Here is an 18038-nt window from a genome sequence, read left to right on the forward strand (position 1 = left end):
TGCTAACGATGGCTGTCTTTAACACCTCCCTATCTCCCGTAGGTTAAGCAGTGTCTGTCGAATAGGCAGGTCTCCTGGCTCCAGATTCATAATCGACAAGCACCTTCCCGATCCTGCGATCAGTGGCATTTACGCTTTGACTCCTCTGTTACAGTAGCGGGACCTCATCAGTTTTTCACCGAACTTCCCTATTAAGCTCTGAGCGAGATTACGATACAGAGCACCTATTCACTTAATATGTAATTATTACTATTAAGAATATACACTACTATTCCCTATTAATCAATGGAAGACGTAGAAGTATTATAAGAAACTACAAATAGGCCAGCCATATAACAAGCCGACCTGGTTCTTGCCATAACCTCATGTGGGATCGGAGCTATTGCCGAATGGCTCCCCCGTTGTTGACAAAAGCTTGTATTGCTGAGGCGTAATCCCCTCCCTTTTCTTAAATTTACGGATAAAATAAGTCTGATCAGCGTAACCAACCTGCTCTGTCACCTCTTTTACCGTCCAGGTGTTCGTTTGCAATAGCTCCTTCGCCTTTTCCATTCGGAGCTCGTCTGCATATTCACTGATGCCAATCCCCATCTGATTCTTGAAATAACGGGACAAATAGGAGGGTGACAGCGAGAATTGCTCTGCGATTTTACTCAGACTGAGCGTACCGTCCATGTAATTATCATGAATGTACGTAGACAGCTTGTCGCGCAGCTCAAAGTTTTTGCTTTCCTTTTTCATAGAAATGTCATCGGCCAGCCGACCGCAAAACCTTACAAAGGCTCGCTCAAACTCATCCAACGTCTCAAATTCAAAGGCACGCAGTGCAACCTTTTCCCTCTCTCCTTCATGATTAAGCGGCAGGTTGATCTCCTCCAGCTGCTTAACTACCCCATCGAATAAGCGAAAACAGATGCTTTGCACAAAAGAAACCGCAAGATCATACCTGCGAATTTCAATCATCTCGTCATGAATGGCACGGACGGCCCCTTCTTTACTCCCCTGCTTTAGTGCTTTAACAAGCTGTTCCTCAAATTCATGCATAGGCTGAGACAACGAAGTCGGGGAAGGAAGATCCTGGTATTGAATCACACAATTGTGTCCCTTCATAAACCGGTATTGGGCCGATTCATACGATTGCCTGAAATATTTAGGAATAGCAAGCGCATCCTCAAAAATATCACTGACCCCTACCGTCACCGTAAAAGGAAAGCTCTGCTCGAAAAATTGTCTCGTTTTCTCGGCTACCTCCGTTATCATGTGCAAGGGATCAACCATCGGCTCCATGCCGACCAGCACCACGACACCGTTATTTTCTGTCATATCGATACCATACCCGTATCCGGCTTCAAGCGAAATCTCTTCCGCTACATTAATAATGCTGTATTTGAGCAGATTTTGAATAATAGTCGTATTCATTTCCTCGAACCGCCGATAATCATCAATGATGAACAACAGCACGGCAAAATGATCATCTCCCAGCTTCATACCCGCTGTATCCAACAGCTCTGCGATATCTGCCTTCGATTTCACATTGCCCTTCAACAGATCGGAGAGCAGCTTCTCCTTAATCATCGCCGACTTCGTCCGCAGTCGTGAACGCAAACCGCTGTTTTCAATGCTCATATCCTCTATCGTTCTGGAGATCCAGCCCAGCTCGTCTTTGCCTTGGTAAGAATCACTTGTACCTTTATTGCGGAGAGATTCCAGCAGCCGTTTGATCGGCTTATAGTTATGGGTAGCCAGCATGTAGGACAGCACAATACCGAGCAGCAAGGTCGTAAGAATCGTCACATAGAAAATCATTTGCGTATGGCGTACCCGATTGAGAAATTGCTCCGTCGGCATCACGACATAATACGACCACGGGACAACGCTGGAATCGAGTCGGACCGAGGAGTAGCTTCCCTCCGATAAACGAACGGTCTGAACCGAAGCGGAAGGCTGATCGGGAAGGTAGGCCAGAAGCTGTGCAGAATCGAGACTCCCAACGGTTTCACTGGATACGGACACGATAGGCTTGCCCTGTTTATCGATCACAACCGCCATGCCCTCGAATTGCTTCAGTGCGCCTCCGACTGTTTTTTTGATCTCCGCACCATTAATCACATAAATAATAACCTCATATGGCTTCGTGCTGCCGTTATTGGGAACGGGATACAAATAGAGTGTTGCATCCGTATTGTTGGCACCGTTGATAACAATCGATTGTACGGGCATGATCAGCGGACCCTTTAAGTCCGAGACCAGTTTTTCAAATGCACTTTGGTTCAAGCCTTGAAATGGATAAATCTGCTCCAGGAAGGTATCGAGATCATACACACCGCTGGCAGCATATACTTTGTTCGCTTGTGCCTGCGCGTAATACACGCCGATATCGAGCAGGAATGAGCTGGTAGAGCCGTACGATCTCAGCTCCTGATTGGCCTGAGCCGCTTCAAAGCCCCCTTGGGTTATCATATAGGGCAGCAGCTTCGTGTTGCGGGATATCTGCACGGACATCCGCTGCAGCTCCACGAGCCGTTGATCGATCTGATCGCGAATTTGCTGCAGGGAAGCCACATTCGATTGCTCGACAACTCCCTGCAGCGTATGGAAAAAACTCGTATTCATATACCCGCCAATACCCACCAGCAGAAGCACGACCAGAAGCATATAGGAGAAAAAATAGGTTTTCATCCGTGAATACAGACGTGGGGAGATACCGGATTTTTTCGTGTCTGCCATAGTCGCGCTCCTCTCGGGGGAATCCTTATTAGGCTTTATTAACGATTGCCTGTAATACGGAGTGCGGTGTCACGCATGCCCCTTGAACAATGTCCTCTTCCGTAAAAGAAGCCATCAAAATCTCTTTGGCCTCTTTGCGTTCCCGATCATAAATGATATAAATGCGTCCATCCTCGGCCTGAACGCCATCTGGATAAGAGACGTGCGGACGTTCATCCAGCAGCAGATTCCCTGTCCAGGTCAGTCCCTCATCCTCAGATAACATCGCCGTCAAGTGGCTTCTGCCCTTAAATCCATAATGGTTCACCAGCAGCAGACGTCCTGAGAGCAGCCTGCGGATAAAAAATCGCGAGTCGGGCCCGCCAAGCGTTGTCGGTTTCCCGGGAGACCACGTCCTGCCACCGTCAACAGACACGCTCTCACCAATCCCGTAAAAGGTGCGTACCAGCATCCACAAGCTGCCGTCCCTGCGCTCGACGACCATGTGCTCGTCGAAGTGGCGATTGGGAATGTCGGCCGAGCCCCACTTGTGAAAGGTTTCACCTTGATCGTCTGAGCGATATACATTCGAATACCGTTCCTCCGGCAGATGGTTCACGTCCGATTCGTTGCATGCCCATACTGCAATCGGCAGCAGCCAATCACCACTGCTCAGTACGGTAGGCTTGTTCATCATTATCCCGTCTGCGATGCGGCGCGGCTCGGTCCAGACCGGATCAGCCTGGGTGGAGTCGCTGCAGATGGAAGCCCAGACGCCGCAGCGTCCGTCGAACCAGCCGAAGCTCTGCGCCCAGAACAACCACAAGCGTCCGGACGGATCCTGCCACAGGCAGGGATCATAGGCTCTCGACTGTCCTGGAGGATCAATCACCGTTTTCAGATCCGACCAGGTTTGACCTCCGTCCATGCTGGTGACAAGCGTTACATAATTATCAGGTCCCTCATCCTCGCCGCCGCTATAAAAGGTAGCCCACAGTCGTCCGTTCGGTGCCATTTCGATTCCCGGAATGCCCTGCCATGCCCTGTTTTGATAAGCTTCATCCTTATTCGACACCGCTTTAACCGGTGAAGAAATCAAGGATACGTCCTTGTCTATCATTGGGTTATCAATCGCGTTGTTATCTATCATTGTATACGATATCCTCCTTCAAGGTATAGATGATGGAAACTAATCGAAATGTTATCGGCTCTTATATCGATCATAAGCCGCTTTGTTGATTTTCATGTACTCATCCAGCCCCATCTTCTTGATGGTCGCTACATATTCATCCCACTTTGTAAAGGGAGCCTTGCCTGTAATGAATTGGGTCTGCATTTCAAAAATATAAGTGTGGATATCGTTGCCGAGAGCAATCATCCGCTCGTTCTCTTCTTTTGTGTACAGGAATGCCGGCCATATTTCCTTGGGGACAAATGGCTGCAGATTTTGGGCCGCCTGTATAACCTCGGGTAGTCCTTCTCCTGTATCCCAGGCGAACCTTTCCTCACGTACAATCGGGTGAGTCGTGAAAGGAGCTACCAGATCGCGGGAAATCCCCTGATCCAGCGTGAGACCATTCGGATTATTAACAATATCCTGAACGAAGCGGTATTTGCCGTCCTTCATCTCATACGTTTTACCCTCTACACCCATCCAGTACAAGACAGCGCCTTCACCATCAATGAAATAATCGGCCCAACGCATGGTTGCTTCCGGATTTTTATCTTTCTTGGTAATGACAAAAGCACCCTGATTTTGAAGAACCGATGTCATTCCCGACCACAGCTGATCCCCATATGGCCCCTTTAAAGCTTGTGGCAGACCTGCATAATCCGTCCGTTTTTGACCTGCAGGTACCGTATTAATCGATGGAAAGCCACCGATGATTCCTTTATTGATTTTGGCGGTCAGAATTGGAACGGTATTCGTGAAAATCTCCGAATCCAGCAAGCCCTCCGCATACAGCTTGCGCACATACTCCAATACTTCCTTATAGTTCGGGTCCGTCGGAAAAAAGCGCAGCTCATTCGTTTTTTCGTTGTAATCCAGATAAGAATTGGATGAGCCGCGGTTTTGCAGCCCCCATGCTCCTGTCAGCGTGCGGATAATTCCACCGATATCTGTACCGCCGAGCGGAACCCGCGCCGCATCCTTTGCTTTGAATGCTTTAAGCACCTGGTACAGCTCATCCGGGGTCCCAGGCATTTTCAAAGAGCCTTCATCCAGCCACTTCTGATTCAAAAACAGCTTGTTGTTGAGTCTGTGCGTGGGATTGGTCGACATTTTGGGCAGCGCATAAATTTTGCCGTCAGGTGAAGTAATTCCCTTCAGCACCTCGGGGTACTGCTGCGTTATTTTTTTGAAATTGGGCGCATACTTGTCGATCAGATCATTTAACGGCAGGAATACACCCTGTTGTCCATACGAAATCATATCCTGTGACGTGATGCCGCCCCCGTAAAAGGCGTCGGGGATTTCACCGCTCGCGAGCAGCAAATTCTTTTTCTCCTCCAGATTAGCCTGCGGCACCAGTGTCCATTCGATATGAATCCCGGTCCGTTTCTCGGCTTCCTTCCACAGCAGCTTATCCTTCCATTCCCCGTGCAGCGGAGATTGTCCAGCCAGCATATTCAAGGTCAATGGCGCTTTGACAATCGGCAGCCCTGACGTGTTCAACGTACTGTCGCCCTCCTTCACCGGAGCCTTGGCAGCAGGCTGAGTATCCTGCCCATTCGTGCAGGCGGCCAGTAGAACCAGACTTGCACAAAGCACCGTACCCAGCGAAGAGAACCTTCTTTTTGTTGGTTTCATTCTAACCCATCCTCTCTGATTTCCAACCCGTTAGCCCTTAATAGCGCCGATCATAACACCTTTTACAAAATAACGCTGCAAGAACGGATACAGTAGCAGCACCGGCAAGCTGGAGACGACAATGACCGCATATTTAATCCCTTCGACAAGCAAAATTTGATCCGTCGAGGTTTCTGAAGCGCTGACCATGTCACCCATCTGATTTTGCAGCAGAATTTGCCGAATAATCAGCTGCAGTGGATATTTATGAACATCGGATACATACATAAGCGCATTAAAAAATGCATTCCAGTGACTGACTCCATAAAATAACACCATGACCGCGATCACCGGTAACGACAGCGGCAGTATGATACTGAACAACGTCCGTGTGTTCGAGCAGCCGTCGATTTGCGCCGATTCCTGCAGCTCTATCGGGATGTTTTGAAAAAAAGTTCGCATAATGACAATGTTCCACATCGATACCGCATTTGGCAATATAACGGCCCAAAATGAATTGATAAGACCCAGATCCTTGACCAGTAAATAGGTCGGTATAATCCCTCCGCTGAAAAACATCGTGAAGGCAAACAGCAGCGTCAGTGTGTAACCACCGGCAAAATCCTTGCGGGACAACGGATAAGCCGCGCATATCGTCAATACAATATTTAACGTAGTGCCTACAGCCGTATACATAAACGTATTTAAATACCCCTCCATAATGCCGCGGTCCTGAAACACGCGGATATAGGATTGCACGTTCCATCCCTGGGGCAGCAGCCAGACTCTCCCTTCGATCACAGCCGCCGGGCTGCTGAATGAAGCACCGACCACGAACAGCAGGGGGTACAGGACGATGCAGGTTACGGCGCTCAGAACGATCAAATTGACGATATCGAACAGGGTGTCGCCTTTGGTTTGGGCCAGCTTGGCCATAATAGCTTCCCCTCCCTTCTCACCACAGGCTCGTCTGGGTCAGCTTTTTGGATATCCGGTTGACGCCAAACAGCAGAATCAGATTAATGATTGAATTAAACAAACCGACGGCAGCCGAAAAGCTGTACTGCGCCCCGAGCACGCCCGAACGGTACACATACGTGGAGATCACATCGGATGCGCTGATGTTAGCAGTATTTTGCATTAAAAATACTTTTTCAAAGCCTACCGCCATAATTTGTCCGCACTGCAAAATAAACAGGATTGCCATCGTCGGCAGCAGCGCGGGAATATTAATATGCCAAATGCGCTGCAGCTTGCTTGCTCCGTCCAGCATAGCCGACTCGTGCTGCTGTGGGTCGATACCAGCTAAGGTAGCTATGAAGATGATCGAGTTCCAGCCTGTATTTTGCCATACCCCGGAAAATACATACAAGCTTTTAAACCATCCGGCCTCCGCCAGAAAATCAATCGGTGTTCCCCCCGACCAGGCAATCAGCTGATTGACAAGGCCGCTCTTCGGTGCGAGAAAGATCGACAGCATCCCGACCAGCACCACCGTCGAAATAAAATGGGGAGCATAGGTGACGAGCTGGACGGTTTTCTTAAATGCCGCCAGCCGCAGCTCATTCATCAAGAGCGCCAGCAGGACAGACAGCGGGAAGCTGATCAGCAGGTAATAAACGCTCAGTAAAAGCGTATTCAACAGCAGCCTTTCGAAATAATAGCCCTGGAAAAAGCGTTCGAAATGCTTCAGTCCTACCCATGGGCTGCCCCAGATTCCGTTGACTGCGATAAAATCCTTAAAAGCGATCTGTACCCCATACATCGGCAAATATTCAAACACTGCATAATAAATCACTACCGGTAAAATCAGCAGGTATAAGTCCCAGTTCCGTTTGATGATTTTAATGGATGGCTTATTGCCTGTTGCCGCCATGGTCCTCCCCCTCTCTTCATCCATTCATCGATTCGTTTGTTCGCGGCTATTGGACGAGTCTCATTAACATGAGTTCCGTCTCATAGTCAGCCTCTTACCTCCTTTCACCTCTCCTGGCTTTAAGCTTAAGGCGTATCCGCGTGTGCTGTATATCGGACTCTGTTGACCTGGGCAGGGTGATTTTTTACAATGATGCCGTAAAGGGGCTGATTGGGCCGCAGAGTTTCTTGTCATGCATCGGATTTTACTTACATGACCCTTTTGCTTCCATTTTCAAAACAAGGTTTGTCCACAAATCGTTGCTTTTTGATGTGGTTCAAATCACAAGTCTGCACTTTCGCAGTATGTATACTTAGCCCATAACCATCACTCACAAGGAGGACAACCGATATGTTAAGTCAACAAACGATTTCCATTATCAAATCTACTGCACCGGTTCTGGAAGTATATGGGACTGAAATTACTACAACCTTTTACAAGTCGCTGTTCAGCGCGCATCCTGAGCTTCTGAATATGTTTAATCATGCCAATCAACAACAGGGTAAGCAGCAGGCCGCTTTGGCGAATGCCGTCTATGCCGCGGCGCTTCATATCGACCGGTTGGAAGCAATCCTGCCCGTCGTCAGGCAAATTGCCCAGAAGCACCGCAGTCTCGGTGTTCAGCCCGGGCATTATCCAATTGTCGGCCAGCATTTGCTGGGCGCTATCAAAACCGTGCTGGGTGATGCGGCAACTGACGAGATTATTGAAGCCTGGAGTGAAGCCTATGGGGTGATAGCGAATGCATTCATAGGGATTGAAAGGGATTTGGAGGTCCAGGCGGCGGAGCAGTCAGGAGGCTGGAGCGATTTCAAAGCTTTTCGCGTAGAGCGTAAAGTGCGGGAGAGCGAGGTCATTACTTCGTTTTATTTGATGCCGGTGAATGGTCAGCCTATAGCTGATTTTGTGCCTGGACAATACGTCAGTGTAAAAATTACTATTCCTGGCGAACCGTATACGCATATACGCCAATACAGTCTTTCGGATGCGCCAGGCAAGCCTTACTATCGGATTTCGGTCAAAAGGGAGGAAGCGCTTGAGGAACGCCCAGCGGGGAAAATCTCCAATTACCTGCACAAACATATTGAGGAAGGCAGTGTGCTGTGGCTGTCCGCACCGGCAGGTGATTTTATTCTGGAATCGGGAGACACCAAGCCAGTCGTACTCATCAGTGGCGGCGTAGGGCTGACCCCGATAGTCAGCATGCTGAACACACTGGCTGTAACGGAGCCCGACCGGCAGGTAACGTTCATTCATGCTGCGCACAATGAGCAGATGCATGCCATGCGTGAGCATGTGGAAAAGCTTGTCAGCAATCACGCCCAGCTATCAGCCTACTGGTGTTATGCCGCGCCGCTCGGCGACTCTGCTACCTATCATAAAAAAGGTTACCTGGATTTGCCTTGGCTTAAGAGCGTAGTCCCGTCGAAGGATGCCAGCTTCTACTTCTGTGGCCCCACACCATTTATGAGAGCAATCAATGGCATGCTCAAGGAGTGGGATGTACCCGATACCGCTATTCATTATGAGTTTTTTGGCCCTGCCGATGTTTTGTGAGCTCTCAGCAGTCGATTCACGGTTTCGCGGCGGATGCCGAGAAACTGACCGATTTCGTCTTGGGTCAGCACATCCGTGATGGCATCCGAACCGATATACAGCTGAAACCAGCGCTGCAGCTTGCTGAGCTTCTCGGCAGGTGCAGCCTCGGTAAGCTGGTCAATACGCTGCTGCATCATTCGCAATTTATTTTGCAGCTGAATGGCTATATGACGAAATTGCTCCGGATTGCGCTCCAACTCCCGGTACCAGTCCGCTGCCGGAAGTACATCAACCTCACAGGAGGACAGTGCGACCGCCGTTCCATGATAAGGATTAGGGCTGATCAGAGAATGATGCGGAATCATTTCATCGGGTACGATAATATTAAGCAGAATCGAATTCCCGTCCTCATGAACACGAACGATTTTCAATATCCCGCTTTTCAGATGATACAGCGGACCCGATTCGCCTTGACGAAATAAGGTCTCGCCTTTATGTATAATCATAACAGCCTCCTGAATCCAACTTTGCCAATGGCCTTCATACCATATACATGTATAATCATAAATCAGACCAAAGCTTGTGTCAGCCGTTCCACCAGTCGATGTACAGGCAGCACCTGATCGGCGCGAATCGAACAATCCCCCGGTTGTTCCAGGCTGCTGAGAAAATGCTGAACGACTCCGGCAAAGCCCCGGCGATGCAGAATCGTATCCCAGCTTCCGAAGCCGATATGCTGCGGCTCATGAGAGCGTTCTGAAAGGATGAGCGATTCCATATTGAGCACCTCGGCAGAACGATAAGCCCCATGCAGTTCCAGCTTTTCCAGATCGGCCCCTGCGCGGCGCACCATACTGAACTGGCCAAGGCGATCCAAACCTGAATGGGCTTGTACAGCTTGTTCTTCTGTTAGTTTGGCTGCTTGCGCATTGGCAAACAGCAAACCCCCCGCTCCAACCAGCAGCTTGCCTGCCTCATCCACACGCTCGTAATAATGCCCGATCTCTGCGTGATCTCCACCGAGCCAGAGCAGCAGGTCAAGCATATGAATCAAATCGTCATACAACGTATGCCTGGCACTGTGCGCCTGAAGCTTGGTTCGCTGCTTTTGGACCACAGATAGCTCAAAGCCCCCGGCCTCTTCAAGCCACGTACGTGCTTTCATATACATCGGTGCAAACCTGCGGTTAAAGCCTACCGCGAGCAATACGCCCTGCTCCTGGGCGTAGGACGCCATGGCCTCCGACTCATGCAGCTCGTAGGAGAGCGGCTTATCGACATAAACGGCTATTCCTTTTTGCAAACAAGTCATTACCAGTTCATAATGGGTTTCCGTCGGGCTATGTATAAATACGGCATCCGGTCTGGCCTCCAGCAGTGTCTCCAATGCATAAAACCGCCCACTAATCCGGTACTGATCGGCAATCCGGTTCACCGTAGCTTCCGTACGGCTGGTGACGCCTATAAGCTCGACCTGCTCATGAGCAGCTAATAGCGGCAAATATACTTTTTGGGCAATATCGCCTAAACCGATTAAACCTATTCTTTTTTTCATCTGGGCACCCCCGAACTCTGATATAAGATCATAATGTGGAACATAACGGCAGCAGCTATGTTAAAAAGCAGCTATGAAGAAACTACTATTTAACTTGTCGCCTGTCTTATGGTAAAATAGAAATAGTATGTCGATTTATCACTCTATATTTCATCTGGGGGATTGCTGGTTCCATGTCAAAAAAGCAAAAATGGAGTTTGGTTGGATCTATTTTATTATTCGTCGCTCTTCTTGGTTTGGCCCTGTTATTTGAATCCGAGCTTTTCATATATGCAGCAAGTGCGATTCCGATTCTCATTGTGATGGTACTGCCCGATATCAGACAGAACCAATATGTTCAACGAACCAAGAGTGAAAAGGGTATTCAGGTATACAAGGTTGCCAATGAGGAGGACCCTCTGCTCGTTATTTCTTTTCAGCCTGGCTTTGTTCGCTGGCACTGCCGAAAGCTGTATATCGATTTAAATGAACTGCATGCTGAGCCTATTGATGTGCTGCCTGCAGCTGAAGACGCAGCATCGATACCGGTACTCTCGTTCGATCTGTCTGCACATCCTCGCCGCACCGGCTGGTTCGGTATCGATCTTGCCCAATTATCACAACGGATGGTGAATCTTTCTTATACCACCCAGGAAGTGAACCGCTTTATCATTCAAATGAAAGATCTCGAAGCAATTGCGCTGCTGATGATGGCTTCAGCCACACCTTTGGTTGCAAGCAAAAGCAGCAGCAAAAGCAACAGCCTTTCCGCTTAAGCCGCTCTGCTTGCTTGAAGGCTACAATTAAGACTTGCACAGCCAATGTGCCAGTGTGCGTACCATCGCGCCGGTACCTCCCTTGGGTTCCGTCCCGCGCTCGTTCCACAGCCAGGCTGTGCCGCCCGTGTCCAGATGCAGCCAAGGAACATTACCGGCAAAAAATCCAATAAACAGTCCACCTGTTATGCTGCCCGCCCATCTATCGCGCGAGGCAGCATTTTTGATGTCTGCCACATCGCTTTTGAGCATGTCATGGTATTCCGGATAGTTGGGGAATGGCCATACCTTTTCTCCGGCTTGCTTGGCTGCGTTCAAAATTTCCTGCTGCAGCTCCTCATTGTTCGCTATCGCGCCAGTTGCCACATCCGCGAAGCTAACCAGCACGGCTCCTGTCAAGGTCGCGATATCCACAATCCGCTTCGCCCCAAGCTGCAGCGCGTAATGAACACCATCCCCTAACACGACACGTCCTTCCGCATCGGTATTTAATATTTCCACGGTATGCCCGCTCATCATCTTAATCACATCACCCGGTTTAAAAGCGCTGCTTGAAGGCATATTCTCTGCAGAAGGTATCACAATTTGCAGATTCAGCTTCGGCTTTAATCGGCCGATTACATGCAGCAGCCCAAGCAGCACAGCGGCACCGCCCATATCACTGATCATTTCCTCCATACCGTCCGGCTTCTTCAGCGAAATGCCTCCGGTGTCAAAGGTAATCCCCTTGCCTACCAATCCAATCACTTCACTTGAAGCATCGGAACCCTCGTAACGAATGGCAATCATTCGCGGCGGATTCGCACTGCCCTTGCCCACGGCATGAAGGCCGCCCATGCCGTGCTCAACGATTTGGGCTTCGTCCAGCACCGTGCAGGACATGCCATAATGGGAGGCCAGCCGTGCAGCCTCCTGGGCCAGTGTATCCGGCACAAGCACATTGCCGGGCAGGTTGGTCAGATCGCGCGCATATTGCGTCGCGATCGCGAAAGCCCGCGCAGCTGCCAGCGGCTGCGCAAACGTCTCGACTGCGCTGCCGCAGCCCGCCGCCGCGAGTGTCGCCTGATCGATGATCAGGGCGACCTCGCGAAGCGCGGTCCGGGGCGGCTGCGCAGTCGCAGCGGCATAGCTCGGCATGCGGTAGCCGCCGAGCAAGAGCCCTTCCGCCAGCGCGTGCACACGCTTGCGCAGGTTTACAGCCGCGTTGGCGCCCGCATCGCCGGCGCTCGCTGCTTCACGCGGCAGCGCCACCGCGAGCCGCTCAAGCCCGCGGCCCAGCGCTGCGCGGACCGCGTATACGCCGGCGTCACGCCAGGCGTCAGCGCCGCCAGCCGCGGCGCCAAGGCCGCTCAGCACCAGCGAGCGGCAGGAGAGCAGGCCAAGCGTCGGTATGACCTCCGTCTGGCCAAGACCAGCCGCGAACAGCCCACGTTCGCGCAATCCCTGAACCTCGGCTGCCAGTGATGCAGGCAGCCTCAAGCTCCACGCCGCGTCGTCCAGCTCCGCCGGCGTCAGCAGCAGCACCAGCGCATCGGCTTCCGTGACGGTATCAGGTATCAGCAGAGCAGCATCTTCAATTGCATCCTGTACGACCATATGTATATGCGTTTCCAGCTCATTCTTTAACAATTGCTGCACATCCATAAGCGATAGCCTCCAAAGGTTCCCATAATTAATCATTCACCACACGAATAGCTTAGGCTCCAAAGTAAGAGGCAGACTCCATGACAACCTTACGCATCGGAAGATGGTAAGGACATTTTTCCTCGCACAGAGGCCGCTCCTTACAGGGCTCGTAATCGGCACAGGACATAATATTCCCCTTCTGACGTTCATAAAATCCATCGCCCTTAGGCAGCAAGCCAAATGTGTTACGAATCTGACTGGATATCATAATATCAGGAATCGTTACGCCAATCGGACAGGAGCAATAGTTGCAGCGGCGGCAGTTATGGCTGCCCAGCTCTGTGGCCAGATTTTCCAATTCATTACGCTCGGCATCTCCAACCTCAAGCTCAAAAGCCGCGAGATTCTGCTTCACCTCATCCACACTGATCATACCTGATATAATGACATCCACATTTTGACTGTATGGATACCGCAGCGCCTTTTCAACAGGTTGAATAAATCCACCGGATAATGGCTTCATCGCAACTTTGCCCATGCCCATCTTTGTAGCCATTGGAATCAGCTCGTCAAGAGAAAAAGGCTGTGCCAGATTTAAATGAAACAAGACCTGGGCAAACTGCCCTTTGCTGATCCACTTGGCCAGCAGCTCGGGACGATGACCTGTAATTCCGATGTGGCGTACCTTGCCTTTGGCCTGCATCTCCAAGGCCGCCTCATAAGCGCCTTCATTTTGCATCGCTGCCTTATATTCACTTACATAATTCACATAATGAATTTGGAGCAGGTCAATCACATCGGTCTTCAATCTGACAAGGCTCCGCTCGATTTCTTCCTTGGCCTCGGCATAGCTTCTTTTATTCGTTTTCGTTGCCAAAAAATATTCATCGCGGCGATGCGAAATACTTTCCCCGATAATTTCCTCGCTATTGCGGTAGCCCGCGGCTGTATCGATATAATTAATCCCATGATCAAGCGCATAATTAAGGGTTTCCCTTGCCTGCTCCAATGAAACTCCTGGCAAATTCATCGCTCCGAAACCTAATGCAGACACCTTGAACCCCGTTTGTCCGAATGTACTGTATCTCATTACTCTATTCCTCCTCAGCTCTCTCCCTATAATTCTCCCATTTGATCTCCTTGATATTATAGAACAACAGACCTTAAAAAAACAGCCTATACGGTCTCCCGCACAAGCTGCTCTCCTATACCATATAGAGGTTCTCCCCCCTATACTACCTTATCTTTTAGTGGAATCGTCCCGCTTGTAATCATCCTTTTTCGTGGAGTCCGAGTCCTTCTTGCTGTCACTATCTTTCTTGTTATCGCTATCTTTCTTGCTATCATCCGATTTTTTGGTACCGTCTGTCTTCTTATCGTCATCGTTCGTTCTCTTGTCCTGTTCTTTCTTCTTGTCTTCCTGCTTCTTGAGGTCATCCTCACGCTTTTTCTGATCCGCCAGACGCTTGGCTTCCTCACGCTTGCGATCCTCTTCGGCCAGCCTTTTTTTCTCGTCTGCCTTTTGAAGATCATCGGACTTTTTTACATCATCATCTTTTTTCTTGTCATCATTTTTTTTATCATCGTTCTTTTTATCATCGTTCTTTTTGTCATCATCGGCCTTATCGTCATCTTTTTTCTTGTCATCGTCCTTTTTCGGATCGGACTTGCTGCTGTTGTCACCCGGACGGGCTGCACCTGAATTTGTCCCTGCTGGCTTGGCTCCACCGGTCATTGCCGCGGGTATGTTCGGTTTGATCGTAGGCATTGACGGTTTTTTGTCATCCTTGCGATCGTCGTTTTTATCGTCGTTTTTATCCTTCGTGTTGTTTGAATTCGAATTCGCATTGTTGTTTTTATTATTATTGTTACTACTGTTGTTATTGTTGTTGTTACTGCCGTTATTGATGCTGTTCCCACTACTGCCTATACCGTTGGCATTCGAATTGCCAGACTTCTTGGGATCATTTTTGCTCGTATTATTATTATTTTTTTCGTTGTTTTTGTCGTTGTTTTTGTCGTTATTTTTGGCGAGCTGTTCTTTCTTTTTATCGTCCAGCTTCTTGTCCAATTCTCCCGACTTCTCTTCTTCGACCAGCTTCTTCATCGATTCCTTGGTTGGAACCTTGTTAGGCTGAATAACTGCAGACTGTTTATCTGCATTATCCTTCGCATTATCCTTAACGATCTGATGAATCGATTCCTTCTTCAAGTCATCGACTGTCACTGCTACCCCATTATTTTTGGCATTCAAATAAACCGAGTATTTCCCCATGGAAACCCCACTCTTGTTCGCTTCTTCACGAACCTCCTGAGGTGCTGCAAACGCTTCTACCTGATAAGCATTGACTTGCTCAGGATGGGTTTGCTTGATGTGGTCGGTTACCTGCTGACGCAGTTTTTCAGCGATTTTCGTGTCATCCACGTTGCTTTTCTCAAGAACGACCGTGCTTGCGATTACAATATCCCCTTCACCCTTGGCTAGCGATTTCTCTTCAGCTTTATTCAAAAGCGAGGCTGTAACGGTTTCGAGCGTCAACCCCTTATAATTCATCGCTTCAATCAGTTCCGTCCCATCATTATTTAAGCCGCGAAGCTCGAGCACCTGTTCCTTTTCATCGATGCCCATTTCTATAGAGGGATTGATGTCGAGCGATACATAAGCAACGACCTCGGAGCTGCCAATTTTGCCTGCGAAGCTAGCCATAACTACCAGGCAAAATACAACTGCCGCTACTACTGCTGAGCGGCCGGCTATAGACGGACTTGCCCATTTGAGTCTGGTGTCAGCATAGATAATTTCTTCACCCAGTTGGCAGGAATGCCGTTGACGCGAGATTTTATCGAATCTGCCGTCTTCACGCATCACAATAATGTATTTGTCCGTCAGCTCCATGACGATGCCTTTATTCATGCTACTCTCCCCCTTTGTTGGATTCCTCTTTGATATGCAAATAATCACGGAGGTATGGATAAGGCCCGTTATAAATTAAGGCTACAGCAATAATGAACTTACGATTTCGTTCCAGTGTTTTGCGCGAGACGGTGACGACGCCCATTAACTCCTTGATAGGCAGTACACGCTTGGAGAGCATGGCCCCCATAAATTCAGCGTTTTCCGACAGCTGCTTGCCAATGGCAAACAAAGTTTGTCTGGAATCATCATGCTTCGGAGAGGCATCAACCAAATCCGAAAACTGAACACCAAAATCAGCCAAACACCGATTCAAATCCATAATTTCGCTGCCCCGCTCCTCCATGCCTTTTTGTTTTTCATACTGCTCCATCGCCTGATGGATTTCAACGGGGTTGATGATGTTATCCTCTTCATCCTCCACATCAAACGTACTATAGGGCAGCTGCTGTGAAAATCGCTGCTCCTTACGCACATAATCGATCAGGCGCCGACGAATGACCTGCTCGGAAAATCCGAGAAACGAACGTCCGGACTCGGTTGAAAACTGATTGATCGCCTCATTAAAGGCACCTAAAGCGATACTGAACTCATCATCTCTTGCAGGATCTACATAACGCTTGCAAAAACGGCTTGTTACCTTGGCAACATACGGTTGATAGTCCGTAATAAACTGGTTGCGAAGCCGTAAATCACCCTCTTGAATTCGAATCACCAATTGTTCAGGCGGTTGTGGTTCCGCAGAATCCGGGTGGGGAGATTGACGTTTTCCAAGAAATTTCTTAAATAAAACGAGCAGCAATCTTTTCCACCTCACACTATATAATTTCGTTATTAGGACGTAGGTTAGGGGGGTCGGGATAGGACTTATTTCACAAAATATTACAGCTATTTAATGCCTGATCCTATACATTTTCCTACTATAATCATCCCTGGTTTTCGTGCAAACAAATAAACGTCCCCTAATAGAGACGTTGGTTTGTGCCAATATGTTGTGCTTGACCCTTCCAAACTTCTTCCGATAGGGAATGTCCCCGAGGACTAAGCATACGCCTCCTAAGAAAGCTTGATGCCAAGCCCTGCATTTGGACTCCAATTATTATACGGATACACGTTCTTCTTCCTTGTATACCCGGTTCATTTTCAGGTCACACTTATCTGTTGGATATGGACGGGATGCCATACTACTCCGTTCCGGGGCGCTTCCATCTCTTACGGGGCATACCAATAAGGGTTTAAACGGCTCCTTTGGACGTCTTTTTACCGTTCAGCTTGGCTTTGCGCTTGCTTAAGATATTGAGCCGCTTCTTAAGCTGTTCTTCCCATTCGTTATCCTTCAGTTCCTTGGCTACGATCAGCAGATCCAGAGACATATCAATCTGGCAGCGAACGATATCCATCGGGTCCTCATCTTCATTATTGACACAATTCTCATATAATTCCGCTTGACTGCGGTTATCTACATATTCATGAAAATCCACCTCGGACGCACCATCTCCATGCGCGTATTCGGCCAAAATCCCATATTCGCTTTCAACCAGATGATGTACTTCCACACGATGACAAACCGGGCAAAACAATATCGGTACGTTATGAATTTGCGTTCTGATATACTTAAGTGTTCCTTTAGTTCCAATCATACTGGCGCCGCAGCAAAAACTCATAATTTCACGCCTCCTCATTTAGCCTGCAAAAGCGATACTCTACACTATATTCGACCTTCAGTCCTATAAATCCTCTTTTTTGAGCAGGACAAAACCATTGAAACGTTTTCACAGCAGCCCTACTATCCATTCTAAAGGTGAATGACCATGCATAAACTCAACTATATTAACGAAATTCGGTTGCTCCATGTCATGATCATGCCAAAAAACTTTTTATGTGCTTAGAGGTTCATATTCATTTTGAGGGAGTGGGTTACATGCAGCATATACCAATCAGCTCCAAGCAAATTGCTTTTATCCGCTACGATGACCAAGCTGCGCAGATGCATATTCAATACCATACCGGAGTAACCAAAGTGTGTGAAGGCATTCATCAGGATCAGGTCCAGCGGCTTCTGCTTTCCGGAAATTCCTATGACTTTATAATGGAGTTAACCCGTATGCCTGATGAACCGGCGCAGCAATCATAGCTACCAGGAATCTCCGCTTTCGGGCTGGAGATTTCTTTTTTCCTGGGGATTTTACCATTATTTGGTATCGACCCTTGAAAATTTATGCAAAAAAATGACACGT

The 18038-nt window shown here is 48.8% G+C and carries 15 protein-coding genes and 1 riboswitch; of the genes, 3 read left to right on the forward strand and 12 right to left on the reverse strand.

The window, feature by feature from the left end; genetic code table 11:
* Nucleotides 1–47: 47 nt before the first annotated feature.
* Nucleotides 48–243: riboswitch (cobalamin riboswitch) on the reverse strand.
* Between the two features lie 120 nt (nt 244–363).
* Genes NST47_RS34575 through NST47_RS34595 form a run of 5 tightly spaced genes read right to left on the reverse strand, consistent with a single transcriptional unit; the run spans nt 364 to nt 7373 of the window.
* A complete protein-coding gene (locus tag NST47_RS34575; RefSeq protein WP_341159172.1) occupies nt 364–2727 on the reverse strand; it encodes a helix-turn-helix domain-containing protein in 2364 nt (787 codons plus the stop codon).
* A 28-nt stretch (nt 2728–2755) separates the two neighbouring features.
* A complete protein-coding gene (locus NST47_RS34580; protein WP_341159173.1) occupies nt 2756–3856 on the reverse strand; it encodes a sialidase family protein in 1101 nt (366 codons plus the stop codon).
* 51 nt (nt 3857–3907) lie between these two features.
* Complete coding sequence (locus tag NST47_RS34585; RefSeq protein WP_341159174.1) at nt 3908–5518, reverse strand: extracellular solute-binding protein; 1611 nt, start codon at nt 5516–5518, stop codon at nt 3908–3910.
* A gap of 30 nt (nt 5519–5548) precedes the next feature.
* On the reverse strand, nt 5549–6433 hold the full coding sequence (locus tag NST47_RS34590) for a carbohydrate ABC transporter permease (protein ID WP_076229726.1): 885 nt from the start codon (nt 6431–6433) through the stop codon (nt 5549–5551).
* 19 nt (nt 6434–6452) lie between these two features.
* The gene (locus tag NST47_RS34595) at nt 6453–7373 is read right to left on the reverse strand and encodes an ABC transporter permease (RefSeq protein WP_341159175.1); all 921 of its coding nucleotides are present in this window, start codon (nt 7371–7373) and stop codon (nt 6453–6455) included.
* A 390-nt stretch (nt 7374–7763) separates the two neighbouring features.
* Between NST47_RS34595 and hmpA the strand changes: the two genes are divergently transcribed.
* Nucleotides 7764–8969 (forward strand): NO-inducible flavohemoprotein, encoded by a 1206-nt coding sequence (hmpA, locus tag NST47_RS34600; RefSeq protein WP_341159176.1) that lies wholly within the window; start codon nt 7764–7766, stop codon nt 8967–8969.
* Here the strand turns inward: hmpA and NST47_RS34605 are convergent.
* Both NST47_RS34605 and NST47_RS34610 read right to left on the reverse strand, forming a co-directional pair.
* Nucleotides 8936–9457, reverse strand: coding sequence for a Crp/Fnr family transcriptional regulator (locus tag NST47_RS34605; RefSeq protein ID WP_341159177.1), 522 nt, complete (start codon nt 9455–9457; stop codon nt 8936–8938). The genes hmpA and NST47_RS34605 overlap by 34 nt on opposite strands.
* A gap of 62 nt (nt 9458–9519) precedes the next feature.
* Nucleotides 9520–10506 (reverse strand): Gfo/Idh/MocA family protein, encoded by a 987-nt coding sequence (locus NST47_RS34610; protein WP_341159178.1) that lies wholly within the window; start codon nt 10504–10506, stop codon nt 9520–9522.
* A 173-nt stretch (nt 10507–10679) separates the two neighbouring features.
* Between NST47_RS34610 and NST47_RS34615 the strand changes: the two genes are divergently transcribed.
* Nucleotides 10680–11261, forward strand: coding sequence for a hypothetical protein (locus NST47_RS34615; RefSeq protein ID WP_341159179.1), 582 nt, complete (start codon nt 10680–10682; stop codon nt 11259–11261).
* 27 nt (nt 11262–11288) lie between these two features.
* Here NST47_RS34615 and NST47_RS34620 read toward each other — a convergent pair whose 3' ends face one another.
* From NST47_RS34620 to NST47_RS34640, 5 genes are all read right to left on the reverse strand, one after another.
* Nucleotides 11289–12941: a leucyl aminopeptidase gene (locus tag NST47_RS34620; protein ID WP_341159180.1), complete on the reverse strand. Its 1653-nt coding sequence runs from the start codon at nt 12939–12941 to the stop codon at nt 11289–11291.
* A 16-nt stretch (nt 12942–12957) separates the two neighbouring features.
* Nucleotides 12958–13977 carry an aldo/keto reductase gene (locus NST47_RS34625; protein WP_341159181.1) on the reverse strand — a complete coding sequence of 340 codons (1020 nt, stop codon included), beginning with the start codon at nt 13975–13977 and terminating at the stop codon, nt 12958–12960.
* A 150-nt stretch (nt 13978–14127) separates the two neighbouring features.
* The gene (locus NST47_RS34630) at nt 14128–15801 is read right to left on the reverse strand and encodes an anti-sigma-I factor RsgI family protein (protein WP_341159182.1); all 1674 of its coding nucleotides are present in this window, start codon (nt 15799–15801) and stop codon (nt 14128–14130) included.
* Nucleotide 15802: 1 nt separating this feature from the next.
* Nucleotides 15803–16603, reverse strand: a complete 801-nt coding sequence (gene sigI, locus NST47_RS34635; RefSeq protein WP_341159183.1) for an RNA polymerase sigma factor SigI — start codon at nt 16601–16603, stop codon at nt 15803–15805.
* Between the two features lie 433 nt (nt 16604–17036).
* Entirely contained in the window at nt 17037–17465 is a 429-nt protein-coding gene (locus NST47_RS34640) for a hypothetical protein (protein ID WP_341159184.1), read from the reverse strand.
* Nucleotides 17466–17722: 257 nt separating this feature from the next.
* On the opposite strand from NST47_RS34640, the gene NST47_RS34645 reads away from it, so the two are divergent.
* The gene (locus tag NST47_RS34645) at nt 17723–17935 is read left to right on the forward strand and encodes a hypothetical protein (RefSeq protein WP_076229715.1); all 213 of its coding nucleotides are present in this window, start codon (nt 17723–17725) and stop codon (nt 17933–17935) included.
* Nucleotides 17936–18038: the final 103 nt, after the last annotated feature.

It is taken from the genome of Paenibacillus sp. FSL H8-0034 (genome assembly GCF_038000305.1).
Classification (GTDB): domain Bacteria; phylum Bacillota; class Bacilli; order Paenibacillales; family NBRC-103111; genus Paenibacillus_S.

Bases quoted from the DNA above. Each gene is read 5' to 3' on its own strand.
- NST47_RS34575 (WP_341159172.1), bottom strand. From the start codon at position 2,727: ATGGCAGACACGAAAAAATCCGGTATCTCCCCACGTCTGTATTCACGG.
- NST47_RS34580 (WP_341159173.1), bottom strand. From the start codon at position 3,856: ATGATAGATAACAACGCGATTGATAACCCAATGATAGACAAGGACGTA.
- NST47_RS34585 (WP_341159174.1), bottom strand. From the start codon at position 5,518: ATGAAACCAACAAAAAGAAGGTTCTCTTCGCTGGGTACGGTGCTTTGT.
- NST47_RS34590 (WP_076229726.1), bottom strand. From the start codon at position 6,433: ATGGCCAAGCTGGCCCAAACCAAAGGCGACACCCTGTTCGATATCGTC.
- NST47_RS34595 (WP_341159175.1), bottom strand. From the start codon at position 7,373: ATGGCGGCAACAGGCAATAAGCCATCCATTAAAATCATCAAACGGAAC.
- hmpA (WP_341159176.1), top strand. From the start codon at position 7,764: ATGTTAAGTCAACAAACGATTTCCATTATCAAATCTACTGCACCGGTT.
- NST47_RS34605 (WP_341159177.1), bottom strand. From the start codon at position 9,457: ATGATTATACATAAAGGCGAGACCTTATTTCGTCAAGGCGAATCGGGT.
- NST47_RS34610 (WP_341159178.1), bottom strand. From the start codon at position 10,506: ATGAAAAAAAGAATAGGTTTAATCGGTTTAGGCGATATTGCCCAAAAA.
- NST47_RS34615 (WP_341159179.1), top strand. From the start codon at position 10,680: ATGTCAAAAAAGCAAAAATGGAGTTTGGTTGGATCTATTTTATTATTC.
- NST47_RS34620 (WP_341159180.1), bottom strand. From the start codon at position 12,941: ATGATTAATTATGGGAACCTTTGGAGGCTATCGCTTATGGATGTGCAG.
- NST47_RS34625 (WP_341159181.1), bottom strand. From the start codon at position 13,977: ATGAGATACAGTACATTCGGACAAACGGGGTTCAAGGTGTCTGCATTA.
- NST47_RS34630 (WP_341159182.1), bottom strand. From the start codon at position 15,801: ATGAATAAAGGCATCGTCATGGAGCTGACGGACAAATACATTATTGTG.
- NST47_RS34640 (WP_341159184.1), bottom strand. From the start codon at position 17,465: ATGAGTTTTTGCTGCGGCGCCAGTATGATTGGAACTAAAGGAACACTT.
- NST47_RS34645 (WP_076229715.1), top strand. From the start codon at position 17,723: ATGCAGCATATACCAATCAGCTCCAAGCAAATTGCTTTTATCCGCTAC.